This window comes from Pseudescherichia sp. (genome assembly GCF_032052675.1).
In the GTDB taxonomy this organism is placed as follows: Bacteria; Pseudomonadota; Gammaproteobacteria; order Enterobacterales; family Enterobacteriaceae; genus Pseudescherichia.
The window spans coordinates 117,880-141,559 of the sequence record NZ_DAMBWA010000004.1; the positions used below are offsets into that span (position 1 = coordinate 117,880).

The 23,680-nt window shown below is 54.0% G+C and carries 19 protein-coding genes and 1 tRNA gene; 12 read left to right on the forward strand and 8 right to left on the reverse strand.

The features are described 5' to 3' along the window. Positions 1 to 113 precede the first annotated feature (113 nt). On the forward strand, positions 114 to 1,961 hold the full coding sequence (rpoD, locus tag RTX96_RS07390; protein ID WP_103820800.1) for an RNA polymerase sigma factor RpoD: 1,848 nt from the start codon (positions 114 to 116) through the stop codon (positions 1,959 to 1,961). A gap of 152 nt (positions 1,962 to 2,113) precedes the next feature. On the opposite strand, the gene mug is transcribed toward rpoD, so the two are convergent. Further along, a complete protein-coding gene (gene mug, locus RTX96_RS07395) occupies positions 2,114 to 2,620 on the reverse strand; it encodes a G/U mismatch-specific DNA glycosylase (RefSeq protein ID WP_312670638.1) in 507 nt (168 codons plus the stop codon). A 125-nt stretch (positions 2,621 to 2,745) separates the two neighbouring features. Here mug and RTX96_RS07400 point away from each other — a divergent pair. Next, positions 2,746 to 2,821: transfer RNA gene (locus RTX96_RS07400), tRNA-Ile, on the forward strand. Positions 2,822 to 3,918: 1,097 nt separating this feature from the next. Here the strand turns inward: RTX96_RS07400 and RTX96_RS07405 are convergent. Together RTX96_RS07405 and RTX96_RS07410 are read right to left on the reverse strand one after the other, a co-directional pair. After that, entirely contained in the window at positions 3,919 to 5,376 is a 1,458-nt protein-coding gene (locus RTX96_RS07405) for an AAA family ATPase (protein ID WP_312670639.1), read from the reverse strand. 452 nt (positions 5,377 to 5,828) lie between these two features. After that, entirely contained in the window at positions 5,829 to 6,221 is a 393-nt protein-coding gene (locus RTX96_RS07410; protein ID WP_312670640.1) for a helix-turn-helix domain-containing protein, read from the reverse strand. Positions 6,222 to 6,332: 111 nt separating this feature from the next. Between RTX96_RS07410 and RTX96_RS07415 the strand changes: the two genes are divergently transcribed. The 3 genes from RTX96_RS07415 to fic all read left to right on the forward strand — a co-directional run bounded on the left by RTX96_RS07415 (position 6,333) and on the right by fic (position 9,146). After that, positions 6,333 to 7,382, forward strand: coding sequence for an NAD(P)-dependent alcohol dehydrogenase (locus RTX96_RS07415; protein ID WP_312670641.1), 1,050 nt, complete (start codon positions 6,333 to 6,335; stop codon positions 7,380 to 7,382). Positions 7,383 to 7,506: 124 nt separating this feature from the next. Continuing rightward, complete coding sequence (locus RTX96_RS07420) at positions 7,507 to 7,866, forward strand: glycosyl transferase family 1 (RefSeq protein WP_312670642.1); 360 nt, start codon at positions 7,507 to 7,509, stop codon at positions 7,864 to 7,866. Positions 7,867 to 8,069: 203 nt separating this feature from the next. Next, a complete protein-coding gene (gene fic, locus RTX96_RS07425) occupies positions 8,070 to 9,146 on the forward strand; it encodes a protein adenylyltransferase Fic (protein ID WP_312670714.1) in 1,077 nt (358 codons plus the stop codon). Between the two features lie 73 nt (positions 9,147 to 9,219). Here the strand turns inward: fic and RTX96_RS07430 are convergent, their stop codons facing one another. Next, a complete protein-coding gene (locus RTX96_RS07430) occupies positions 9,220 to 10,269 on the reverse strand; it encodes an NAD(P)-dependent alcohol dehydrogenase (RefSeq protein ID WP_312670643.1) in 1,050 nt (349 codons plus the stop codon). A 130-nt stretch (positions 10,270 to 10,399) separates the two neighbouring features. Between RTX96_RS07430 and RTX96_RS07435 the strand changes: the two genes are divergently transcribed. The 3 genes from RTX96_RS07435 to RTX96_RS07445 all read left to right on the forward strand — a co-directional run bounded on the left by RTX96_RS07435 (position 10,400) and on the right by RTX96_RS07445 (position 13,050). Beyond that, a complete protein-coding gene (locus RTX96_RS07435; protein ID WP_312670644.1) occupies positions 10,400 to 11,161 on the forward strand; it encodes a PD-(D/E)XK nuclease family protein in 762 nt (253 codons plus the stop codon). Between the two features lie 11 nt (positions 11,162 to 11,172). After that, positions 11,173 to 11,805 carry a hypothetical protein gene (locus RTX96_RS07440; RefSeq protein ID WP_312670645.1) on the forward strand — a complete coding sequence of 211 codons (633 nt, stop codon included), beginning with the start codon at positions 11,173 to 11,175 and terminating at the stop codon, positions 11,803 to 11,805. Positions 11,806 to 11,880: 75 nt separating this feature from the next. Next, positions 11,881 to 13,050: a DNA repair protein gene (locus RTX96_RS07445; RefSeq protein WP_312670646.1), complete on the forward strand. Its 1,170-nt coding sequence runs from the start codon at positions 11,881 to 11,883 to the stop codon at positions 13,048 to 13,050. Positions 13,051 to 13,055: 5 nt separating this feature from the next. On the opposite strand, the gene RTX96_RS07450 is transcribed toward RTX96_RS07445, so the two are convergent. After that, a complete protein-coding gene (locus RTX96_RS07450; protein ID WP_312670647.1) occupies positions 13,056 to 13,826 on the reverse strand; it encodes a siderophore-interacting protein in 771 nt (256 codons plus the stop codon). Between the two features lie 169 nt (positions 13,827 to 13,995). Here RTX96_RS07450 and RTX96_RS07455 point away from each other — a divergent pair, with 169 nt between their 5' ends. Continuing rightward, entirely contained in the window at positions 13,996 to 14,514 is a 519-nt protein-coding gene (locus RTX96_RS07455) for a PadR family transcriptional regulator (RefSeq protein WP_312268606.1), read from the forward strand. On the opposite strand, the gene RTX96_RS07460 is transcribed toward RTX96_RS07455, so the two are convergent. Together RTX96_RS07460 and RTX96_RS07465 are read right to left on the reverse strand one after the other, a co-directional pair. Further along, positions 14,511 to 16,073: a methyl-accepting chemotaxis protein gene (locus tag RTX96_RS07460; protein WP_312268607.1), complete on the reverse strand. Its 1,563-nt coding sequence runs from the start codon at positions 16,071 to 16,073 to the stop codon at positions 14,511 to 14,513. The two genes, RTX96_RS07455 and RTX96_RS07460, sit on opposite strands and share 4 nt — an antisense overlap. A 254-nt stretch (positions 16,074 to 16,327) precedes the next feature. After that, positions 16,328 to 17,848 carry a PAS domain-containing methyl-accepting chemotaxis protein gene (locus tag RTX96_RS07465; RefSeq protein WP_103821287.1) on the reverse strand — a complete coding sequence of 507 codons (1,521 nt, stop codon included), beginning with the start codon at positions 17,846 to 17,848 and terminating at the stop codon, positions 16,328 to 16,330. A gap of 433 nt (positions 17,849 to 18,281) precedes the next feature. On the opposite strand from RTX96_RS07465, the gene ygjG reads away from it, so the two are divergent. Together ygjG and RTX96_RS07475 are read left to right on the forward strand one after the other, a co-directional pair. After that, a complete protein-coding gene (ygjG, locus tag RTX96_RS07470) occupies positions 18,282 to 19,661 on the forward strand; it encodes a putrescine aminotransferase (RefSeq protein ID WP_312268609.1) in 1,380 nt (459 codons plus the stop codon). Positions 19,662 to 19,809: 148 nt separating this feature from the next. Continuing rightward, the gene (locus RTX96_RS07475) at positions 19,810 to 21,828 is read left to right on the forward strand and encodes an NADPH-dependent 2,4-dienoyl-CoA reductase (protein WP_312670648.1); all 2,019 of its coding nucleotides are present in this window, start codon (positions 19,810 to 19,812) and stop codon (positions 21,826 to 21,828) included. Between the two features lie 120 nt (positions 21,829 to 21,948). Here the strand turns inward: RTX96_RS07475 and rlmG are convergent, their stop codons facing one another. Continuing rightward, complete coding sequence (gene rlmG / locus RTX96_RS07480; protein ID WP_103821290.1) at positions 21,949 to 23,085, reverse strand: 23S rRNA (guanine(1835)-N(2))-methyltransferase RlmG; 1,137 nt, start codon at positions 23,083 to 23,085, stop codon at positions 21,949 to 21,951. 86 nt (positions 23,086 to 23,171) lie between these two features. Here rlmG and RTX96_RS07485 point away from each other — a divergent pair, with 86 nt between their 5' ends. Beyond that, positions 23,172 to 23,675 carry a YgjP-like metallopeptidase domain-containing protein gene (locus RTX96_RS07485; RefSeq protein ID WP_103821291.1) on the forward strand — a complete coding sequence of 168 codons (504 nt, stop codon included), beginning with the start codon at positions 23,172 to 23,174 and terminating at the stop codon, positions 23,673 to 23,675. The last annotated feature ends 5 nt before the right edge of the window (positions 23,676 to 23,680 follow it).

The following is a 23,680-nucleotide window of genomic DNA, read 5'->3' on the forward strand; positions in this document are numbered from 1 at the left end:
ATCCCGACAGCCGCCATGAGGGCAGCGGCAAAAATATAAGCACGCCCTCGCTTTAAAGGTTGGCAGCAGTAACGCCGACACCAAATAAACGAATTAAGTGTGGATACCGTCTTATGGAGCAAAACCCGCAGTCACAGCTGAAACTTCTTGTCCAACGTGGTAAGGAGCAAGGCTATTTGACCTATGCCGAGGTCAATGACCATCTGCCGGAAGATATCGTCGACTCCGACCAGATCGAAGACATCATCCAAATGATCAACGACATGGGCATTCAGGTGATGGAAGAAGCACCTGATGCCGACGATCTGCTGCTCGCTGAAAACTCAAATAACACGGATGAAGATGCGGAAGAAGCAGCGGCTCAGGTTCTGTCGAGTGTTGAATCTGAAATCGGGCGCACCACTGACCCGGTACGTATGTACATGCGCGAAATGGGTACAGTTGAACTGCTGACCCGTGAAGGCGAAATCGATATCGCAAAACGCATTGAGGATGGTATTAACCAGGTTCAGTGCTCCGTTGCCGAATATCCGGAAGCGATCACCTATCTGCTGGAGCAGTACGATCGCGTTGAAGCGGAAGAAGCGCGTCTCTCTGACCTGATCACCGGCTTCGTCGATCCGAACGCCGAAGAGGATCTGGCCCCGACCGCGACGCACGTTGGCTCCGAGCTCTCCCAGGAAGAGCTGGATGACGACGAAGACGAAGATGAAGACGAAGAGAGCGACGACAGCAGCGACGACGATAACAGCATCGACCCGGAGCTGGCTCGCGAGAAGTTCGGCGAGCTGCGTGCCCAGTACGAAGTGACCCGCGACACCATCAAAGCGAAAGGCCGCAGCCACGCCGCCGCGCAGGAAGAGATCCTGAAACTCTCTGAGGTGTTTAAGCAGTTCCGTCTGGTGCCGAAACAGTTCGACTACCTGGTAAACAGCATGCGCGTCATGATGGACCGCGTGCGTACCCAGGAGCGCATCATCATGAAGATGTGCGTTGAGCAGTGCAAAATGCCGAAGAAGAACTTTATCACTCTCTTCACCGGTAACGAAACCAGCGAGACCTGGTTCAATGCTGCGCTGGCGATGAACAAGCCGTGGTCTGAGAAGCTGCATGACGTAGCCGAAGACGTACAGCGTAGCCTGCAGAAGCTGCAACAGATTGAAGAAGAGACCGGCCTGACCATCGAGCAGGTTAAGGACATCAACCGTCGCATGTCTATCGGCGAAGCGAAAGCGCGTCGTGCGAAGAAAGAGATGGTGGAAGCGAACCTGCGTCTGGTTATCTCTATCGCTAAGAAGTACACCAACCGTGGCCTGCAGTTCCTTGACCTGATTCAGGAAGGCAACATCGGCCTGATGAAAGCGGTTGATAAGTTTGAATATCGTCGTGGCTATAAGTTCTCGACCTATGCAACCTGGTGGATCCGTCAGGCCATTACCCGCTCTATCGCGGACCAGGCGCGTACCATCCGTATCCCGGTGCATATGATTGAGACCATCAACAAGCTCAACCGTATCTCCCGTCAGATGCTGCAGGAGATGGGCCGCGAGCCGACGCCGGAAGAGCTGGCCGAGCGCATGCTGATGCCGGAAGATAAGATCCGCAAGGTGCTGAAGATCGCCAAAGAGCCGATCTCTATGGAGACGCCGATTGGTGACGACGAAGATTCGCATCTGGGTGACTTCATCGAGGATACCACCCTCGAGCTGCCGCTGGACTCTGCCACCACCGAGAGCCTACGTGCCGCCACGCACGACGTGCTGGCTGGCCTGACCGCCCGTGAAGCGAAAGTGCTGCGTATGCGTTTTGGTATCGATATGAACACTGACCACACTCTGGAAGAGGTAGGTAAGCAGTTCGACGTTACCCGTGAACGTATCCGTCAGATCGAAGCGAAAGCGCTGCGTAAGCTGCGCCACCCGAGCCGCTCTGAAGTGCTGCGTAGCTTCCTCGACGATTAATCGTTACTTTAAAGAAAAGCCCTCTCCGGAGGGCTTTTTTATTGGCTGTGAAAGAGCATGTACATTATCGGCATGTGGCACATGTAGGCCTGATAAGCGTAGCGCCATCAGGCGTAATGCCGTTCTGCCAGGTGGCGCTGCGCTGACCCGGCCTACAACCCGCGAGCCACCAGCGCCTGGTCCAACTCCCTGTAGGACTCCACCAGCTTATCCAGCGTTGCACGGTTTAACCCGCTGGGGTTCGGCAGCACCCAGACCTCGGTGGCACCGATGGTAATGTTCTGTTTCCCCCACGCCACGCCGCGCTGGCTGAACGCCTGCTCAAAGGCCTGCTTGCCGAGGATCGCCAGCGCGTCCGGCTGGTAGTCCTCAATTTTCTTAATCAGGTCCCGTCCGCCAGTACGCAGCTCGTGCAGCTCCACTTCGCTGGCCTGCACCGTTGGGCGCTCTACCAGCATGGTGATGCCGCAGCGCGTATCCAGCAGCCGCTGCTCCTCTTCCGGCTTCAGCTGCTGCTCCGTAAAACCCGCCTGGTAGATCACCTTCCAGAAGCGGTTACCGGGGTGCGCGAAGTGGAAACCCGTATGCGCCGACGATTTGCCTGGATTGATGCCGCAAAACACCACCCGCAGGCCCGGCGCGAGAATATCGTTTATCATCATTGCTCCAGGTCAATTGTCCAAAATGTAGGTATAACGGGTTGATTATAGGTTGTTTACAAAAGCACCATGCACACCCGAATGACTGGATTGCAGCCACCAGTTACATTATAATCCCTCGCCACGGCCCCTTAGCTCAGTGGTTAGAGCAGGCGACTCATAATCGCTTGGTCGTTGGTTCAAACCCAACAGGGGCCACCAAATTTTAGCTTTAAAATCAGCGCGATAAGCCACCTGTAGAGGGTGGCTTTTTTGTTGGCTTTTAAAGTGTCGCAAAAGTGGCTTACAAAATTCACTCCCTCTACCACTGACATAAAAAACTCATCTAAGCCAGAACTCTTTAACGACAAAATTGCAGGCTCCCATCAACGTTGGGATGAAATAGAGCCAAACCATTTTCACTTAACGCTACGATACATCCCTTCAAAGCGTGCTTAGCGATAAACATACGATGACAACATTTTGCTTGTGATTGGCGTACTCTATTCTGAGACCCAGAGCATGAAAAAGAGCCACCCCGGAAAAGTAAATTATTTAAATAAACACAAAAAGCAGGAAAAATTGTATCGCCCCAATTAGAAAAGAATTCTAAAACTCTCTGCCTAATGATAAATCGTTAGCTACTCAACGACTACTATAGGGTATTCCTGTGTGCACCTAGAAAAATCAGTGTTAATCGTTATGCAGAGTATAGAGTTCACATTTTATACTACGCATTACTTATAGGAGAAATTATATGCATCAGGACATTGAAAACATTGAAAACATTGAAAGATAATAGATGCATAATAACGAAGATTTTGCAATGTTTTAAAAAATATAAGAAACATGCAAATAATAAATTTGTATCATATCCTATAAGCCATTGATTTATTTATCATTAGTTTAACCATAACAATCTTATAAATAAAGCAAAGCGTCTGATGAACAGTACCTGAACTAGGTAACCTTCAAAAAATATGGTTAAAAAGGAGATTATTTTTATATTCTTAATAAAAGAATCACTAAACAATACTTCCCTACGTCAGATTGATTTTTTTAAACAGCGTCTCTTATAATTACTCTTTACAATTTTTCTATTAACGCTTACTTACCTCGTAAAAGTTATCTTATTAACTCTGACAATCACTCGTCATACAATATACAAATTATAATTACCTCTTTATCTTTTAAAATCAATCGTCAAGCATTTTTTTAAATTACTTTGTAATATAAAATAAGAAAATTAAATGTAAATATTTATTACTATTACATTCTCACGTCAGAAGAAGAATTCTTCTGACGTGAGGAAAAGTCAATCATGATACTAAATGGATCATTTGTTCAATGGAATCATTAAGATCTTGCTGATTATACTTATTTCCCTGCATAGTGAAATTTTCTGGATGATGAATGTGGTTGCGAATAAATGTTTGTAAAGTTACGGCGCAGGCTTGCCCAGGCACTCCTTTCTTTTCACGAGTCCACTGCTTTGACTGCGTAATTCCTTGTGCAACAAGCCATTGATCAAATTCGTTTTCAAAAAACCTTTGACTTTGCTCTTGAAGTAACCCATATAACTCGTTATGTAATTCTACAGTAGCTAAATTGTAGGCTTTGTAATTTATTTCCCCCCAAGAAGGGCTCCAAGGGAAAAGCGGTGAAGTATCAGCTCTGCTAACCACATTCTTATTATTTTCTTTTTTGAATATAAATAACCCAACATTTTTAAGATGGGGAGAAGACAACATAAATGGTGAATGAGTAGTAAGAAATATCTGCTTACTTTTCGAAATTACCATTAACGCTTCTAACAGTTTTTGCTGGCCCGATGGGTGTAAACAAATCTCAGGTTCATCAATAAACAAATAAAAAGGTTTACCTATAATACCTACGCCTTGGATATTACAGGTAATATCGGCATAAACTTGAATTAAAGACAATGCTAAAGCCCGCTGCATACCGTGTCCTTTCTCGCCCATAGACACATTAACACCATCGTCAATCATGATTGAAATAGTTTTAAAGAAATTTTCGACTTGTAACTCTTCGAACATAAAAGAAATATTTGCATTTCCAAACTGAGAAGAAAAAACCTCTTTAACCTTGTTTTCAACAGTAGATATTTTTTGGCGCAACTCTGATGCGGGATCGTTAAAAACGCTCTGGAAATTCGCTGAAAAAGCTTTGTATTCTTCAGTCTGGGTATGGCCACTTGCAATTTCTTTAAGTAATGAACCACATATAGTAGTGGAGCCAAATTTAGCTTCATTGCTGGGATTAGTGTCAGCCCAAATAAAGTTATTATCGTAAAATTTTTTGAAAGGAGCATCGATTCCTGATGGATTTGAATAGCCTCCTTCAGCATTATTCCAAAACATTATTTTTTTTACATCTTCTTCACTGCTTCGCTTTACTCGAAAATAACTCATCCCATCTACATTATAAACTCGAGAGTTGAAAGCAGATATTTTATTAGGTTGTACATGAGCATTTATAACTTCTTGTAAGCTACCAGTAAATGTCATTTCAACTGATAAGTGTGACGCAATATCTTCTGGGTAAGACCTATTAATAAGATCTGCAATATCTTTTTTTGAACCATCTTTAAGAAATTCTATTACCTCAAAAACGGTTGATTTTCCTGAGTTATTTTCTCCAACAAAAATATTTAAACCACTTCCTTCTTTTTCACCATCTGGGACATTGAACTTAAATTCATTATCGTGCCCGTTATAACCTTTAAAATTTTCTATTTTCAACTCATGAATGAACATTATTTGCATCCCTATGTTTATACGTAAACCTTCATAATACCCTTAAAAATAAAAAAAGCTTCTATTATGATTAGTAACTTTAACCAGAATCAATAAATTACAACAAAACATATTTCAACCTTTTTATATGTTGCATCGTTAAAAACTAAAAAATATCAACATGCTGAGTGAATTGTTTTTTAAATTTGAAAAAGACAGAACTATTTACATTTGATAATACTAATTAAAATTTTTAGAACTAGCTCAGCTCACTTTCTTATTAATGTACTGAATATAGTGAATGTAATGATAGGACAATCCATTACCAATAGTTATGAATATCATGTTTTTATAGTTTTTAATCATTGTTTAACAATGGCGAAGCAGCATGTGGAATACCTATAGCGCTAGTGATCGAAGCTCAATGCATCCGTTGAACTTTTTAGAATGAAGATTGTTCATTATGAAAAAATTTAACTCTGCTTCACATTTGTCACTCTATTCCTCCTCTCCATCTCATCCAGCGCCGCCTGGTTCTCCAGCCCCCACTGGTACATGTGCTCTATCGGCTCGGCAAAAGTCTTGCCCAGCGCGGTCAGTCGGTAATCCACCTTCGGCGGAATGACGTCATAGACATGCCGGGCGATAAGGCCGCGCTGCTCCAGCTCCTTCAGCGTTTGAAACAGCATCTTCTTGGAGATGCCTTCCAGGCTGCGCTGTAATTCCCCGGTGCGGGCGCGCTCGCCGGGCCAGTGATAGAGCGCATGCAGCACCATCGTGCTCCATTTGACGGAGAAGAGATCCATCAGGCGTCGCGGAGGCGAATCCGCAAAGAACATCAGCTTACCGTTTACCCATGCAGGCATTATTCACTCTCCGGTTTATGGTCACCATTTGGTGACTACTATCAATATCGAACCAACTTAATTAAAGTCTGCCGACTTCCTTGAATAAAAGCACCCTATTTCAGAGGCACAATGAAAATTAATGCATTAGTCGCGACGAACGCGGCACAGCCCCTCTCCAGCGGCCAGATTGCGCTGCGTCCGCTGCAACAGCAGGACGTGAAGATTGAGATCCTCTACTGCGGCGTCTGCCACTCCGATCTGCATATGGCACGTAACGAGTGGGCGGTGAGCCGCTATCCGCTGGTACCGGGCCATGAGATCGTTGGCCGCATCGTCGAGATCGGCGCAGGGGTCGATAAGTTTAAAGCGGGTGATATCGTTGGCGTCGGCGTGATGGTTGACTCCTGCCGGGAGTGCCACTTCTGCAAGCAGCAGGAGGAGCAGTACTGCGAGGCGGGCTTCACGGCAACCTATAACGGCATCGATAAATATACTGGAGAGAGCACCTGGGGCGGCTACGCGCAGAACGTGGTGGTCGATCAGGATTTCGTGGTCTCCGTGCCGCAGCACCTGCCGCTGTCGGGCGTGGCACCGATGCTCTGCGCGGGTGTGACGGTCTGGTCTCCGCTGCGCCACTACAACGTTCAGGCTGGCATGCGTGTTGGCGTGGTGGGTCTTGGTGGTCTGGGCCATATGGCCGTTAAGCTGGCGAGCGCGCTGGGGGCGGAAGTAACTCTGTTTACCACCTCCCCGGAAAAAGGTGAGGATGCCCGCCGTCTCGGTGCGCGTCACGTGGTGGTCTCCCGCGATGCCGCACAGATGGCAGCAGCCCAAACCACGCTGGATCTCATTATCGACTGCGTGGCTGCCCCGCACGATCTCGATCCCTATCTGGCTACCCTGAAAACCAACGGTCGTCTGGTGCTGGTAGGCATTCCCGACCGTCCGCACCTGTCACCTAACGTCACGCCGATGGTGTTCCGTCGTCTGAGCATCAGCGGCTCGTCGATCGGCAGCATTAAAGAGACCCAGGAGATGCTGGATTTCTGCGGCAAGCACAATATTACCGCCGATGTGGAGATGATTGCCGGGGAAAATATCGAACAGGCCTTTGCACGTATGCTGAAAGGTGACGTGAAGTACCGGTTTGTGATCGATATGCAGCGAACGCGCTGGTAACGATTATCCTGGCATTTTGGTAAGCAGGATGCGCTGATGAGAGTCTGTTGTAAACATTGACAACAGACTCTCTTATTGTAATAGTTTACAACACGCATGGAGAGCGATTAAGAGAAGGCATAACATGAAAACCGTAACGATTAAAATCGAAGCTATGAAAGATTTTTCGGCGAACGTGCTGTCTGCTCTGAACGCAGCAGCAGCAGGAGAACGAAGCACCGGTGATGATGTGATTTCTTTTCCTTCATGGGAGGTAATGCATAAGACGTTATCACCCAACAGAATGGGGATCTTACTTTCTATGGCTGGCTTCGGTGAAATGACGATCCGCGAAATTGCTGCTCGGGTAGGTCGCGATATCAAAGGCGTCCATACGGATGTTACCGCCCTGCTGAATTACGGATTATTGGAAAAAGGCACTCGCGGCACGCTGTTTCCCTATGATGCGATCCATTTTGATTTTACTATCCGCGCCGCTGCTTAAGGCTCTTTTGCTTGTTCTCTTCTATTCTCGCCCAATTGGGCGAGGGTTTACGGGGCATTTGCTTAATCATCAGGGCCTCCCCTAAGCTCTTCGTTTATCGTGAAACATGTCGATAAAATCGCTTTTTTTAAACATGTTGTCGTGACATGTCGATGGTATCGACATATTATGAGGACATGTCGATAAAATCGGATTTTTTAAACATGTTATGGACGCCAGACAAACCTTACAATCAGCTTCCGTTGCTGCCTCCTGATTTGGCGTCCATCGAAACGCGAGGCGTGCTAAAAGCCTGCATCAGAGCCCGTGCCGCACTGGCTGAATTAAAAACCGCCGGAGAATTATTGCCGGATCAAGGCCTGCTGATAAACCTGCTACCAATGCTGGAAGCGAAAGACTCTTCGCGCATTGAGAACATCGTGACTACCAGCGATCGGCTTTTCCAGTACGTTGATCGGGCTGAACTTGCCGATCCGGCAACAAAAGAAGCGCTGCGTTATCGTACCGCGTTGTACAACGGCGCTAAGCACCTCATCACATATCCTTTATGCACCAGTACCGCCGTAGAGATTTGTACAACATTGCGTGCCGTGGATACGGACATCAGGAAAACGCTTGGCACAGTACTACGCGATCAGGATATGCGTGTGGTTTACACCCCGCCAGAAGGTGAGGCTGCAATACGTAATCTGTTATCAAACTGGGAAAATTTTTTGCATAGTGAGGATGATATAGATCCGCTCGTAAAGATGGCCATTTCACACTATCAGTTTGAATGTATTCACCCATTTCCTGATGGAAACGGACGTACCGGACGTATCTTGAATATTCTCTATCTGATAGAGAGCGGACTTCTGTCACTCCCTATTCTATATCTTTCCCGATTCATTCTTGCGCGACGTAACGACTACTATACGTTGCTGCGCGGCGTCACGGCGGAGGGGAACTGGGAAGCCTGGATCCTCTTTATGCTCCAGGCAGTTGAAAACTCATCTACCTGGACTGTGAAAAAAATTGCCGTTGTCCGCGCACTTATTGAATCAACTACCGCCTACGTTCGGGAACGCCTTCCTAAAATATACTCATGGGAATTGGTCCAGGCATTGTTTTCACAGCCTTATTGTCGTATCGATAATTTAGTTGAGAGCGGCATTGCGAAGCGGCAGACGGCTTCAACCTACCTTAAGCAACTGGTGGACATAGGTGTGCTAGAGGAGGTGGTCTCCGGGCGTGAAAAGCTTTATATCAACACACGTCTGCTACTGGAGCTGAACGGTTAGCCGCCTTCCACCACTTCAGAAGGCGGCCTATGCCGGGTGGCGCTGCGCTTACCCGGCCCACGTGTTCCGCGAGTTACTCGGCCAGCGTAGCGCTGTCGATGACGAAGCGGTACTTCACATCGCCTTTGATCATGAGCTCCCAGGCTTCGTTGATCTCATCGGCGCGGATCATCTCAATATCGGCCACGATCCCATGCTCGGCGCAGAAGTCGAGCATCTCCTGGGTTTCCGGAATACCGCCGATCATCGAGCCGGCAATCGAGCGGCGCTTCATGATCAGGCTAAAGACTTCCGGGGACGGGTGCGGAGTAGCCGGTGCGCCCACCAGGGTCATGGTGCCGTCGCGCTTCAGTAAGGCGGTGAAGGCATCGAGATTGTGCGGCGCGGCCACGGTGTTGAGGATAAAATCAAAGCTCTTGGTGTGAGCCTGCATCTCTTCCGGGTTACGGGAGACCACAACCTCATCTGCGCCCAGCGCTTTTGCCGCTTCGCGCTTAGACTCGGAGGTGGTGAATGCCACCACGTGTGCGCCCATCGCATGCGCAATCTTGATCCCCATGTGACCCAGCCCACCAATACCGACTACGCCCACTTTTTTACCAGGGCCAGCCTGCCAGTGACGCAGCGGTGAGTAGGTGGTGATCCCCGCGCAGAGCAACGGCGCAACGGCGGCCAGCTGATCTTCCGGATGTTTAATACGCAGCACGTAGCGCTCGTGGACCACGATCTGCTGCGAATAGCCGCCAAGCGTATGGCCCGGGGCATCCGCCGTCGGACCGTTATAGGTGCCGACCATATGGTCGCAGTAGTTCTCCAGCCCCTCTTCGCAATCTTCACAGTGCTTACAGCTGTCAACGATACAGCCTACGCCGACCAGGTCGCCCTCTTTATGGCTGGTGACCTCTGAGCCGACGGCGGTCACGCGACCAACGATCTCATGCCCCGGCACGCAGGGGAACAGCGTCCCGGCCCACTCGGCGCGAGCCTGGTGTACGTCCGAGTGGCAAACCCCGCAGTAGGCGATGGCGATCTGCACGTCGTGCGGCCCTGGCTCGCGGCGGCTGATGTCCATCGGTTCGAGCGCCTGAGCAGCGGAAAGCGCTCCAATTGCTTTAATTTTCATGGTAATAGCCTCTTACGGAAGTAGATAGCGGTGGATGAGGTGATGTAAGGAAATTATGTCGCTAAAAATTCTACACGGCTGGCATAATCTAGCCAGTCAATCACGCTTAATACGCTTATGAGTTATATTCATGAATGATAGTTCTCCTTCCCTTGCCGCATGGCTGCCGCATTTTTTTGCCGAGTGGCCGCGTCAGGCACCGGATACCCAGCTTAGGGAACCTCTCGCCGTAACCGTAGACGCCCAACAGCTTAGCGCCTTTTTTACCGAGATGGAGCAGCCTCTCGCTGCTCTGCGGCACGGCACCTTTTCCTTCGATCCGTGGGAGGTGGCGAAGCTTGGTCGTAACGAGGTACGCAACTCCGCCGTGCTCGCCTGGCTGCTCGATCCGCACGGTAACCACGGCTTTGGCAGTCTGCCGTTAAAGGCGCTGCTTGGCGCCGTACGGAAGTGCGGCAGAGAAGCGTTCCCGGAGAACTTCACCCGCTACTGTCGCGTAAACGTTGAGAAGTACCCTACCGGGGATGCAACCAACCGTGTAGATATCGAGGTCGATGCCGATAACTTTTTTATGCTGATCGAAGTGAAGATAGACGCTTACGAGCAGAAGGATCAAATTCGTCGCTACATCGGCGAGGCAAAAAAACGCGCCGGCGAGCAGCCCTGGGCAGTGGTCTATCTCACCCCGCAGGGACGCGTGCCGCTCAGCGCTGGCGAAGAGGCTGACGTTACCGACGTGCCCTGCCTCTCATGGCGTCGTCTGGCTAGCGTGATGACCCAGGCGCTGGAACCCACCCGGCGGCAGATTTTTGCCGCCCCGACTGCCTCTCCCGCACGACAGATGGCGGCCCACGCCGCGTTTCGCTTTCTTGACCGTATGCGCCAGTTTTAACAGGAACCTTTATGTCCCCCCTCAATAACGAAGAGCGTCAGGCAGGTACCCTCCTGCTTTCCCAGTTTAAAATGTTCAACGAAGCCGTCGTGGTTTTTGAGCAGCAGATCGACCCGGCAATCTGGAAAGGGATCGATCTCTGCACCGCAGAGTTTATTAAAGCACGCGGCTGGGAGGGCGAGACCGACATTGCCGAGTCCGGTATCTTCTGGTTTGCGCCAAAAGCTTGGATGACTGACGACGCGGTTTATAAATATTTCTATGAGAGCTTCTCTAACCGCAGCGATGAGGTGGACTACGAGCTGGCGCTGCTCACCGGCTGCGGTACGGAGCAAGGGCAGTTCGGCTTTCGCTTTCTGCCCTCGAAAGCCATTTTTGGCCCTGACAAAAAACTCAAGGCGATAGCCAGCAATATTGATCAGGCCTCCCGCATCGCATTAAGCAATTTTCAGGATTTAGGCAAAGGCGCATTCTTCCTGCCGGTCACGCTCGATCTCGCTTTAATGGCCGCGTGCTGGCAGGAGAACGGCGAATTCCCACCCGATCATGAACTCTTTGCCCCGCTGCGCAGCGCGCTGGAGACCCTGGAAAAAGCCGTCCCGATTTTTGATGCTATTTTTGCTGCGGCGAATGATAATCTCTAGCGAAACGGTACTATTTCCTGTTCTCTTAATAACAACTACGCTTGAGTCAACTACCCAGGCGCACAGCGAAACGCCATGAACAAACCTATCAAACGGCTTGAGATCATAAAGAACGCCATTGAGCTGGAGGATGAGATCATCATCCATAGCCAGCTTGGCTGGCTGAAAAGCAACGCTCAGGATCCTGAGCTGGCGTTTATCGTTGCGGCGCTGGAGCAGAAGAACTACTCCGCGGCGTTACAGGCTATCGCCGCCTGGCTACAGAGCCAGCGGGCGGTGACCCAGTGGCACGATCCGCAGGTGGCGGCCAGCAAGCTGGAGCTAAAGGCGCTGGAAGAGCAGATGCGGGAGCTGATCGATAAACGCAACGCCCGTATTCAGATCCTCGATGACTTTAACGATAGCTATATGAAGCGTCTCGGGCCGCTGATGGCGCAGATCCTGCGTCTTCGTCAGGCGCTGGCGGAGGCCACGTTGCGCAGGCAGCAGGCAGAGGCCCGGCGTCGGGAGGCGGACTACCTGCGCTGCCAGCAGTATATGGCCCAGGCCGTTGAGGAGCTGGCTTCGTTGACCCAGCGCTGGCGCAGCCTGCCCGCCAGCTCGTCGCAGGCGGCTGATACCCGCCGTCGCGTGCAGCAGCAAAACGCATTGATCGCATCCCTGCTGGCCGAAGCCCAGGAGCTGGAAAAAGGGCTAACCCGCGAGGAGGAGCCCGCCCGCCAGGCGCGGGACGAGGCACGTCAGGAGTATGAGGAGTATCAGGAGCAGCAGCACGATGCTCAGGCACGCTTCAGCTTTGAGCAGAAGCTCTCTCAGGACGAGCGTCAGGAGCTGAAAAAACTGTGGCGTCAGGCCAGCAAGCTGTGCCATCCGGATCTGGTGGATGACGATCTAAAAGATGAGGCCAATGCGATGATGGTCCAGCTTAACCAGGCCCGGCAGCGCGGCGACGTAGCCGCCGTCCGCTCGCTCTTCGCCCGCCTGCAGAAAGGGCTGGGACCGCTGATGGCCAGTGACAGGCTTAACGATCTCACCCGCCTGCGGGCACGGATCGCCGAAGTGAAGGCCCATATCACCGGGCTGCTGGCCGAGCTTAGCAAGCTGGAGGGCGAGAGCGCCTGGCAACTGGTCTCTTCCTTAAAGGATCAGGAGGGTTACTTCGTGCAGCAGGAGAAAGCCCTGGCGGAGGTGTGCACCTCGCTGGAGCGGCAGGTCAGCGAGGCGCAGTACGACGCGGTGGCCTGACGCCGTTACTTATCGTGCCAGTAGGCGGCAGCGCGTACCAGCTGCGGATCGATAGCGTCAGTCTCAAACCGGCGGCTGACGTTTTTCACGACCTTCCCTTCCCCGGTCAGCCAGATAAAGTAGTCATCCTGCGGGACGCTAACCTGCGCCAGACGCTGGTCCAGCACCGCTTCGCTATGGCCCACAATCCACTCGATGGCAAACTCATCCAGATGCGCCAGATACTCCTTATAGCGCTCGTCGCCAATGGTAACGATGGCCGTCACCTGCGGGCGTACCGCCAGCTGGCGCAGCGTTTCCAGGCGGCGGCGCAGGGCGGGCATGCCGCTCTCGTCGCAGGCGTAGAGCTGCCAGGCATAATCTTCCGGCACCACCAGCGAACCGCGCGGCCCGCCGATCGTCAGGGTATCACCCACCTGCGCGTTCTCGGCCCAGCTACTGGCGACGCCGCCGTCGTGGATGAAAAAGTCGAGGCTCAGCTCGTGGCGAGCGTCGTCGTAGAGCGGCGTATAGTCGCGTGAGGCCGGACGCACGCCGTCACCCCAGACAATGCCCTCTTCCGTTACCGTCGGCGGCACAAACGGCTGGCCCGGTTCCGGGAAGAAGACCTTGGTGTGATCGTCAAAGCCCCGGCTGCTAAAGCCCGCCAGCGCCTCTCCCCCCAGCACGATACGCTGGAACCCTGCGCCAATGCGCTCCACGCGCAGCACCGTCAGCTCGCGAAAGCGCAGCTCGTTGCGCACGCGCTGCGGATAACGTCGATCTTGTTTCGTCATATTAGCCATCCCAAGTGGAATACGATATATCTAAATAAATTTCAAATGATAATGATTGCTACTTAGAGAGATTGCAAGAATTTTTTTGATAGCGTTAGACAAGCAGCTATTGCGGGATGTAGACTTAATTTAGACATAATTTAGATATATCAAAAAAGAGGCTGTAATCATGCACCATGCTGAAGATCGTCCCCATCATCATCACGGCCACGGCGGTGGACGCCGTCAGCGCTTCTTCGGCCACGGCGAGCTGCGGCTGGTGGTGTTAGAGATCCTGACCCGCAACGCCAGCCACGGCTATGAGCTGATCAAAGAGATCGAAAACCTGACCCAGGGCCACTATACCCCCAGTCCCGGCGTGATCTACCCGACCCTTGATTTCCTGCAGGAGCAGGCGTTCATTGAGATTAGCGAAGAGGAGAGCGGACGTAAAAAGATTGCCATTACCGAGGCAGGCCAGCAGTGGCTGGAGGAGAACCAGGAGCATCTTGTGCATATTCAGGCGCGGATCAAAGCGCGCGGCGTCGGGCACCAGCTGCGCAAAAATCCGCAGATGAAACGCGCCCTGGATAACTTCAAGGCGGTGTTGGATCTGAAGGTGAACCATGAAGAGATCAGCCCCGCCCAGCTGAAGCAGATCATCGGCGTGATCGACCGGGCGGCGCTGGAGATCTCCCAGATGGATTAAGCGGTCGCCTCTGCCTGGCTAACGCGGAATACCTTGATCAGGGCTTTCAGATGCTGCGCCTGCTCGTTCAGCGACGCCGCTGCCGCCACGGACTCCTCTACCAGGCTGGAGTTCTGCTGGGTGGTGGCGTCGATCAGGCCGATGGCGCTGTTGATCTGCGAGATCCCCTCCGTCTGCTCATGGCTGGCGTGGCCAATCTGTCGCAGAATAGTATCCATCTCCTCAACGTTGCTCACCATGCCGTTGATCAGCCCGCCCGCTTTTTCCACCAGCGCCATCCCTTCCCGCGCCTGGGTCGTGGAGTCCTCAATTAGCTGGCGGATATCATTCGCCGACGAGGCGCTTTTCTGCGCCAGCTGGCGGACTTCCCCGGCCACTACCGCGAAGCCGCGTCCGTGCTCGCCCGCGCGTGCGGCTTCAACCGCCGCGTTGAGCGCCAGAATATTGGTCTGGAAAGCGATGGCATCGATCAGGTTGATGATATCGGACATGCGGCTGGAGGTATCGTTGATGACGCGCATCTTCTCCGTCACCTGCTTCATCATCGCGCCGTTGGTTTTTACCACCGTCGCCGCGTCGGCGGAGAGCTGGGTCGCTTCGGTAGTATGGCTGGCGGTATTTTTCACCGTGGCGGTGATCTGCTCCATAGAGGCCGCGGTCTGCTCCACGGAGCTGGCCTGCTCTTCGGTACGGGCCGCCAGATCCTGATTACCGGCAACAATTTGCGCGGCGGCGCTGGAGATATTCTCTGAGCCATACTGTACCTCCTGCACAATCTCCAGCAGGCGACTCTTCATAGCCATCAGCGCGCTGAGCAGTACGCCGGTCTCGTCCCGGTGCTTAACCTCAATCGAGTGGGTCAGATCCCCGGCGGCAATCGCCTCCGCCAGATCCACCGCCTGCCCCAGCGGACGGGTAATGGCACGCACAATCACGGTTCCCATCAGCACGGCGATACCGATGCTGACCAATGCCAGCAGGATCAGCATCAGGCGGTTAGTATTGAAGTCGCTGTCGACCTGTTTACCCGCATCGCGCATCCGCGCGTCCTGAATCGCGATCAGCTCCAGCACCTTCTGCTTGTAGGCGTTCTGGATAGGGACGGTGGTGTTCATCATCTCCTGGACGGCGGCTTCCCGGTTGCCGACCTTCACCGCCTCTAAAATGCGAAAGCGGGAGTCGAGATACTGCTGGCGTACCCCGCGCAGATCGGTGAGGATCTTCTGTGACTGGGGGTCATCAAGCTGTTTCGTCAGGGTATCCAGCAGCACCGTGATTTCGCCACTGATGGCGCTCAGCTGCTGCTGCATGCTCTCGTTCCACTTTCCTTCGCTATCCAACAGCATCAGCTGCTGGGTGCTGACAAAGGTCTGGAACTTGTCGATAAGCTGGTTCGCTTTGACCGTGGTGGGATAATCACTGTTCACAATAGTCTGCATGCCGTTATTTGCGCGGTTCAGGCTAAATAGTGAAAGGCAGGAGCTGGCTACCATTAATACAATAAAGAACCCGAATGCCAGAAATAACTTTGTGCCAATCTTTACGTCATGTAAGAACATATATACTCCATCAAGGTGATTATCTCTATGACGATCACGTTATCGGTAACGGAGCGGCTAACTTTATGACTTTGATCGTTTTTATATTGGATAATTCCGAGGATAAATAGGCGGAGACTATTAATTACGAAGCATCGATCGTTATATGACCGTTAGTAGCACGATTTAACAAATATATTAAAAATCAATTACACAATTGCAAAAAAAAGCCGCCGGATTGCAATAAACCCGGCGGCATGAATAAACGATGCTAATTAATGCAGGACGGTAACGGCATCTTCCAGACGGTTAGCGCGATGCTTAACCATCGCCGAAATTTGCGCACTCTCCTCGACCAGCTCAGCATTTTTTTGCGTGATGCCGTCCAGCTCGGCCACCGCCCGAGTGAGCTCCGACAGCCCGGTAGCCTGCTCAGAGGTAGAGTGGCTGATCTGGGCAATCAGGCGCGTGACGTTTTTCACCTGCTCTACGATATCATCCATAGTACGTCCGGCGGCGTGGACCTGATCCGCCCCAGACTGCACCTTGCTGGCGCTGGCATCAATCAGCTTGCGGATATCATTTGCCGCGTTGGCGCTGCGGTTCGCCAGGTGTCGGACCTCTCCGGCTACGACAGCAAAGCCCTTACCCTGCTCCCCGGCGCGGGCCGCTTCTACCGCGGCGTTGAGCGCCAGAATGTTGGTCTGGAAAGCAATATCATTGATAAGCGAGGTGATAGAGCCGATGCGCTGCGTGCTGTCGGCAATATCATCCATCGTTTTCACTACCGTCTGCATTGCCTCTCCGCCTTCGCTTGCTGCCGTGCTCGCCGCCATCGACAGCTTATCGACTTCGGCTGCGGTTTCAGAGTTGCTCTGCACCGACGCCGCCATCTGGTTCATGGTGGCCACGGTCTGCTGAACGTTGGTGACCGTCTGGCGGGTGCGGTCGTTGAGATCTTCATTGCCCTGTGCCAGGCGATCGCTGCCGTTACGTACGCTGGCCACTTGACCGGAAATATCATTAATTAACCAGCGGCACATCAGGCCCAGCTGGCCGACCGCGCGCAGAGTGAGCCCCAGCTCGTCGCTACGGTTCAAATGCTCCACGCTATTCTGCTCGCCGGTGGCGACCTTCAGCGCCTGACGCGCCACGTTCTCTACCGGACGGACGATCTGCTGCTCAAACAGCCACGTACCCAGCAGCATTACCACCGCGCTGGCCGCCAGCGCGCTCCATCCGGCATGGCTTAGCATGAGCGAGCCCGCCATCAGCGCAAACAGCACCGCCATCACGCCGCGGACCCGCCAGCGCAGCGGCATGGCTGGCAGTTTGCCGAGCCAGCCTTTACGCACCACCAGACCTTTATGGATCCGCCTGTTGCAGCGCCCTTCATTTAGCGCCTTGTAGAGCGGCTCAACGGCAGCAATCTCTTCCGGCGTCGCCCGGTTACGGATCGACATATAGCCCGTAGTCTGGCCGTTACGCACCACCGGCACCGCGTTAGCCCGTACCCAGTAGTGATCGCCATTTTTACGGCGGTTTTTTACAATGCCGCTCCACGGCTCACCCTGCTGGAGCGTGTACCACATGTCGGCAAAGGCCGCTTTCGGCATATCCGGGTGGCGTACCAGGTTGTGCGGCTGACCCAGCAGCTCATCCAGCGTATAGCCGCTCACCTGCACAAAGGTGTCGTTAGCATGGGTCAGGTAGCTTTGCAGATCGGTGGTCGACATGAGGGTCGTGTCATCGTCCAGCGGATACTCATTCTGGGTGACGTAGCGTTGAGAGGACATGGCGGGCATTCCTTGCAGGTGTTATATGTTAATTTTTTAGACTAATCATTTTTCGGCGGTAAAAAATTTATCTTTAGTTGTTAAAACCGATCGCGATCGCAAAATATCACTAAACCGCACTTTTTATGCGCCCTTCTAATATATTGATTTCAAATACTTTCGGAATGAAACTACCTAAAAAGTCTTAACTGCCGTGCCCGTTTGTACAGCACGCCTTGCACTATGTTGGTGCAGGGCGCGACGTAAGTTCGCAAAATCCTTTATAAAAGACTCAGCGGTGACTTACGCTTGACATAATTTGGCATGATTAAATTTTGCGCAGCGCGGTTTTGACCTGGCGTTTATCCCGATTTTTGCTACCCATGCCGAAGTGGCGTAATCCCTGCAATAATTTATGCAGTATCGCGTGATACGCCATCCCCGGGAGCTCATTTTGAACAGGTTACCTTCCAGCGCATCGGCCCTCGCCTGCAGCGCACACGCCCTGAACCTCATTGAGAAGCGAACGCTTGATCATGAGGAGATGAAAGAACTTAACCGAGAGGTGATTGATTACTTTAAAGAGCATGTTAACCCTGGATTTTTAGAGTACCGCAAGTCTGTAACTGCTGGCGGGGATTACGGAGCCGTAGAGTGGCAAGCAGGAAGTCTCAATACGCTTGTCGACACCCAGGGACAGGAGTTTTTAGATTGCCTGGGTGGATTTGGCATTTTTAACGTGGGGCACCGTAATCCAGTTGTGGTTTCCGCCGTACAGAATCAGCTCGCGAAACAACCGCTTCACAGCCAGGAGCTGCTCGATCCGCTCCGGGCCATGCTGGCAAAAACCCTCGCCGCCCTCGCACCGGGCAAACTCAAGTACAGCTTCTTTAGCAACAGCGGCACCGAGTCCATTGAAGCTGCCCTCAAGCTGGCGAAGGCCTATCAGTCGCCGCGCGGGAAGTTTACCTTTGTCGCCACCAGCGGCGCATTCCACGGCAAATCCCTTGGCGCGCTCTCCGCGACGGCAAAATCTGCCTTCCGTAAACCCTTTATGCCGCTGCTGCCGGGCTTCCGCCATGTTCCCTTCGGCGATATCGAGGCCATGCGCACCCTGCTCTCCGAGTGTCATAAAACCGGTGATGACGTGGCGGCAGTGATCCTCGAGCCGATTCAGGGCGAAGGCGGTGTGATCCTGCCACCGACGGGATACCTCCCTGCCGTGCGTAAGCTGTGCGATGAGTTTGGCGCGCTGCTGATCTTTGATGAGGTGCAGACCGGCATGGGCCGTACCGGCAGAATGTTCGCCTGCGAGCATGAGAACGTGCAGCCGGATATCCTCTGCCTTGCTAAGGCACTCGGCGGCGGTGTGATGCCCATCGGCGCGACCATTGCCACCGAAGAGGTCTTCTCGGTGCTGTTCGACAATCCGTTCCTGCACACCACTACCTTTGGTGGCAACCCGCTGGCCTGTGCCGCGGCGCTGGCGACCATCAACGTGCTGCTGGAGGAGAACCTACCGGCACAGGCCGAGCAGAAAGGCGACATGCTGCTGGATGGCTTCCGCCTGCTGGCGCGTCAGTACCCGGAGCTGGTGTACGACGTGCGTGGCAAAGGGATGCTGATGGCGATTGAGTTTGTCGACAACGAGAGCGGGTACAACTTTGCCAGCGAGATGTTCCGCCAGCGCGTGCTGGTAGCGGGTACGCTGAACAATGCCAAAACCATTCGTATCGAACCGCCGTTAACCCTGACGGTTGAGCAGTGCGAGCAGGTGCTGAAAGCCGCCGGGCTGGCGCTGGCGGCGCTGAGCGTCTCGACTGAAAAAGCCTGACTACGTTGGCCCCTGTTTGCGGATGGGGGCCAACGCCATTCTTTGAATCTCATCACAACTGCTTCACGCGCCTTTTCCCTTTTATCTTGCGACGGCTAAATTAGAACTCATCCGACCACATAACAATAATTTTATACTGGAAGAGACAATGCGCTATTCGTCGCTGTTTGCCCCTCTCGATCTGGGCTTTACCACCCTAAAAAACCGCGTGCTGATGGGCTCGATGCATACCGGCCTTGAAGAACGCCCCGACGGCCCTGCGCGCCTCGCGGCCTTCTACGCCGAGCGCGCCCGTCACGGCGTGGCGCTGATTGTCACCGGCGGCGTGGCGCCAGCGCTCTCCGGGGTGACGATGGCGGGCGGCGCGGCGCTGTGTGATGCCAGTCAGCTCCCGCATCACCAGTTAGTCACCGAGGCGGTACATCAGGAGGGCGGTAAAATCGCCCTGCAGATCCTGCACACCGGGCGTTACAGCTACCAGCCGCAGCTGGTGGCCCCGTCGGCTATCCGGGCGCCTATCAACCGCTTTACCCCCCATGCCCTGACCCACGATGAGATCCTGGCCCTGGTCGATGATTTCGCCCGCTGCGCCCTGCTTGCCCGCGAGGCGGGCTATGATGGGGTGGAAATCATGGGTTCGGAGGGGTATCTGATTAACGAGTTTCTCGCGGCCCGTACCAACCAACGCGAGGATGAGTGGGGAGGTGATTACGCCCGGCGGATGCGTTTTGCGACCGAAGTGGTGCGCGCCGTGCGCCAGCGCGTGGGCAGCGATTTTATCATTATCTACCGCCTGTCGATGCTCGATTTAGTCGAGGACGGCGGCACGTTCGAGGAGACGGTGCAGCTGGCCAAAGCCGTGGAGGCCGCAGGGGCAACCTTGATCAACACCGGGATTGGCTGGCACGAGGCGCGCATTCCCACCATCGCCACGCCGGTGCCGCGTGCTGCCTTTAGCTGGGTGACACGCAAGCTGAAGGGCCACGTCTCGCTGCCGCTAATCACCACCAACCGCATTAACGATCCCGGCGTTGCCGACGAGGTGCTGGCGCGCGGCGATGCCGATATGGTGTCGATGGCCCGCCCTTTTCTCGCCGACGGGGAGATCCTGTCGAAGGCGCAGAGCGGTCGCGAGGCGGAGATCAACACCTGTATCGGCTGCAACCAGGCCTGCCTCGATCAAATTTTCGCTGGCAAGGTGACCTCCTGCCTGGTTAATCCCCGCGCCTGTCACGAGACGATCATGCCGATCGTTCCGGCATCAACAGCGAAAAAGCTGGCGGTGGTCGGTGCAGGTCCGGCGGGGCTGGCCTTTGCAGTGAACGCTGCCCAGCGCGGCCATCAGGTCACCCTGTTCGATGCCGGAGCAGAGATCGGCGGCCAGTTTACTATCGCCAGGCAGATCCCAGGCAAAGAGGAGTTCTATGAAACCCTGCGCTACTACCGGCGGATGATCGACATTACCGGCATCCGTTTGCAGCTCAACCGGCTGGTGACCGCGGAGGATCTTATCGATTTTGACGAGACGATCCTCGCCTGCGGCATCGAGCCGCGGATCCCGCCGATCGAGGGGATCGATCACCCGAAGGTGCTGACCTATCTGGCGGTGCTGCGCGATAAGGTGCCGGTGGGCGCGAAGGTGGCGATTATCGGCGGCGGCGGCATCGGCTTCGATACCGCCATGTACCTGAGCCAGCCGGGAGCGTCCTCCAGCCAGAATATCGCTGAGTTTTGCGTTGAGTGGGGGATCGATACCAGCCTGCAGGAGGTGGGCGGCCTGCGTCCCGAGGGGGCGTTGCAGCCGAAAAGCCCGAGGCAGATTGTGATGCTTCAGCGTAAGCCAGGTAAACCCGGCGAGGGGCTGGGGAAAACCACCGGCTGGATCCACCGCGCTACGCTGCTGTCGCGCGGGGTGAAGATGATCCCGGCGGTAAGCTATCAGAAGATCGACGACGAGGGGCTGCACGTGCTGATCGACGGCGAACCGCAGCTGTTAGCGGTGGATCACGTCGTGCTTTGCGCCGGTCAGGAGCCGCGCCGGGATCTGGCCGATCCGCTGCGGGCGGCAGGAAAAACGGTGCATCTGATTGGCGGCTGCGACGTGGCGATGGAGCTGGACGCCCGCCGCGCCATCGCGCAGGGAACAAAATTGGCTCTCGAAATTTAAGACGACGCCGGATCAACGTAGGCCGGTGCAAGCGTAGCGCCGTCCGGCGGAAGTTCAGTCATGCCCGGTGGCGCTGCGCTTACCGGGCCTACAACATTACGAGGCCCAACGTAATGGGAATTAACGCCTGCGCGCCAGCTTCACCGCCTTCAGCACCACAAACTTGCTGTTGGTAGCAACGGTGGTGCAGTTGCCGAAGATCTTCTTCAGCTTATGGAAGTAGTCCAGGTGGCGGTTAGCCACGATATAGAGCTCGCCGTTGGTTTTCAGGCAGCGGCGGGCGTGGTGGAACATCTCCCAGGCAATATGATCCGTCAGGGCGTGCTTCTGGTGGAACGGCGGGTTGCAGAACACCGCGTTGAAGCGGTACGGCTCTACGCCGGAGAGCGCGTTGTTGATCATAAACTCGCAGCGATCCTGCGCCTCGGGCATGTTGGTCTCAACGTTCAGGCGGCTGGAGGCCACTGCCATCGGCGACTCATCGACAAACACCACCTGCGCCTCAGGGTTCTTCTCCAACAGAGTCAGACCAATCACGCCGTTACCGCAGCCGAGATCGACAATCTCCCCCTCCAGATTTTCCGGCAGGTGCTGAAGGAAGAAGCGCGCGCCAATATCCAGCCCGGTACGGGAGAAGACGTTGGCGTGGTTATGGATAGTCCACGGCGTACCGTCCAGCGTCCAGCTCAGGGTCTCTTGCACATCGTTTAATGCCGGGGCGTTAAAGGTACAGTTCACCAGCCGCGCCTTTTTCCACGCCAGCGTGGTGGTGGTCGGCCCGAGGATCTTCTCGAACAGCTCCAGGGTGGAGTTGTGGATATCACGGGCTTTGGTGCCGGCAATGATCCGCGTCTCTGGCGTCACGACCTGGCGCAGCGCACGCAGCTGCTGCTCCAGCAGCGCCAGCGTTTTTGGGATCTTGATCAGCACCACGCCCGGCGCGGCCGGATACGCAGCGGTGCTGTCGAGGAAGGTGACGCTGCCCTCATCCAGCTCGTTGTGACGCAGGTTCTCCCGGGTCGCCAGCTCGCTTAAGTAGGAGTCGCCGATGCTGAAAGGCGTATGTTCCACCAGCGCGCAGGCCAGCGCACCAAAGGCATCGTTAAAAATCAGGACCGGGCCGCTGATTTCGGTTTCGTCCAGCTGCTGCAGCAGATACTCATCGGCCGCTTCCCACGCCTGCAGCGGGTTGACGTCGTCCGTTTCCGGAAAACGCTTTAAATTAAGTGAACGGAAACCGTTGTCTGAATGGCTCATCGGCCCTCCTGGATGGTAAAATTCGGTGTTGTCCCCTGAGCGGGGGCGTGAGTATACCCTTTTTTAACTGTTATCGCGGGGCAATAATGAGCAATCTTCTCTATCTCCAGGGCTATCCGGAAAATCTGCTGGCCCAGGTGCAGTCGCTCATTGCGCAAAATCGCCTCGGCGAGGTGCTGGAGAAGCGCTATCCGGGCCAGCACAACGTCACCACCGACAAAGCGCTGTACAGCTATATTCAGGATCTGAAAAGCGAGTTCCTGCGCAACGCGCCGCCGATTAACAAGGTGGCCTACGACAATAAGATCCACGTCCTGAAGAACGCCCTCGGTCTGCATACCGCCGTCTCTCGGGTGCAGGGCGGCAAGCTGAAGGCCAAGGCAGAGATCCGCATCGCCACCGTGTTCCGCAGCGCGCCGGAGCCGTTCTTGCGCATGATCGCCGTCCACGAGCTGGCGCACCTGAAGGAGAAGGAGCATGACAAAGCCTTCTACCAGCTCTGCTGCCATATGGAGCCGCAGTACCACCAGCTGGAGTTCGATACCCGCCTGTGGCTGACCCACCGCTCCCTTAGCGATTTTGCGCAATAGCGCAC

Bases quoted from the DNA above. Each gene is read 5' to 3' on its own strand.
- rpoD (WP_103820800.1), top strand. From the start codon at position 114: ATGGAGCAAAACCCGCAGTCACAGCTGAAACTTCTTGTCCAACGTGGT.
- mug (WP_312670638.1), bottom strand. From the start codon at position 2,620: ATGATAAACGATATTCTCGCGCCGGGCCTGCGGGTGGTGTTTTGCGGC.
- RTX96_RS07405 (WP_312670639.1), bottom strand. From the start codon at position 5,376: ATGTTCATTCATGAGTTGAAAATAGAAAATTTTAAAGGTTATAACGGG.
- RTX96_RS07410 (WP_312670640.1), bottom strand. From the start codon at position 6,221: ATGCCTGCATGGGTAAACGGTAAGCTGATGTTCTTTGCGGATTCGCCT.
- RTX96_RS07415 (WP_312670641.1), top strand. From the start codon at position 6,333: ATGAAAATTAATGCATTAGTCGCGACGAACGCGGCACAGCCCCTCTCC.
- RTX96_RS07420 (WP_312670642.1), top strand. From the start codon at position 7,507: ATGAAAACCGTAACGATTAAAATCGAAGCTATGAAAGATTTTTCGGCG.
- fic (WP_312670714.1), top strand. From the start codon at position 8,070: ATGTTATGGACGCCAGACAAACCTTACAATCAGCTTCCGTTGCTGCCT.
- RTX96_RS07430 (WP_312670643.1), bottom strand. From the start codon at position 10,269: ATGAAAATTAAAGCAATTGGAGCGCTTTCCGCTGCTCAGGCGCTCGAA.
- RTX96_RS07435 (WP_312670644.1), top strand. From the start codon at position 10,400: ATGAATGATAGTTCTCCTTCCCTTGCCGCATGGCTGCCGCATTTTTTT.
- RTX96_RS07440 (WP_312670645.1), top strand. From the start codon at position 11,173: ATGTCCCCCCTCAATAACGAAGAGCGTCAGGCAGGTACCCTCCTGCTT.
- RTX96_RS07445 (WP_312670646.1), top strand. From the start codon at position 11,881: ATGAACAAACCTATCAAACGGCTTGAGATCATAAAGAACGCCATTGAG.
- RTX96_RS07450 (WP_312670647.1), bottom strand. From the start codon at position 13,826: ATGACGAAACAAGATCGACGTTATCCGCAGCGCGTGCGCAACGAGCTG.
- RTX96_RS07455 (WP_312268606.1), top strand. From the start codon at position 13,996: ATGCACCATGCTGAAGATCGTCCCCATCATCATCACGGCCACGGCGGT.
- RTX96_RS07460 (WP_312268607.1), bottom strand. From the start codon at position 16,073: ATGTTCTTACATGACGTAAAGATTGGCACAAAGTTATTTCTGGCATTC.
- RTX96_RS07465 (WP_103821287.1), bottom strand. From the start codon at position 17,848: ATGTCCTCTCAACGCTACGTCACCCAGAATGAGTATCCGCTGGACGAT.
- RTX96_RS07475 (WP_312670648.1), top strand. From the start codon at position 19,810: ATGCGCTATTCGTCGCTGTTTGCCCCTCTCGATCTGGGCTTTACCACC.
- rlmG (WP_103821290.1), bottom strand. From the start codon at position 23,085: ATGAGCCATTCAGACAACGGTTTCCGTTCACTTAATTTAAAGCGTTTT.
- RTX96_RS07485 (WP_103821291.1), top strand. From the start codon at position 23,172: ATGAGCAATCTTCTCTATCTCCAGGGCTATCCGGAAAATCTGCTGGCC.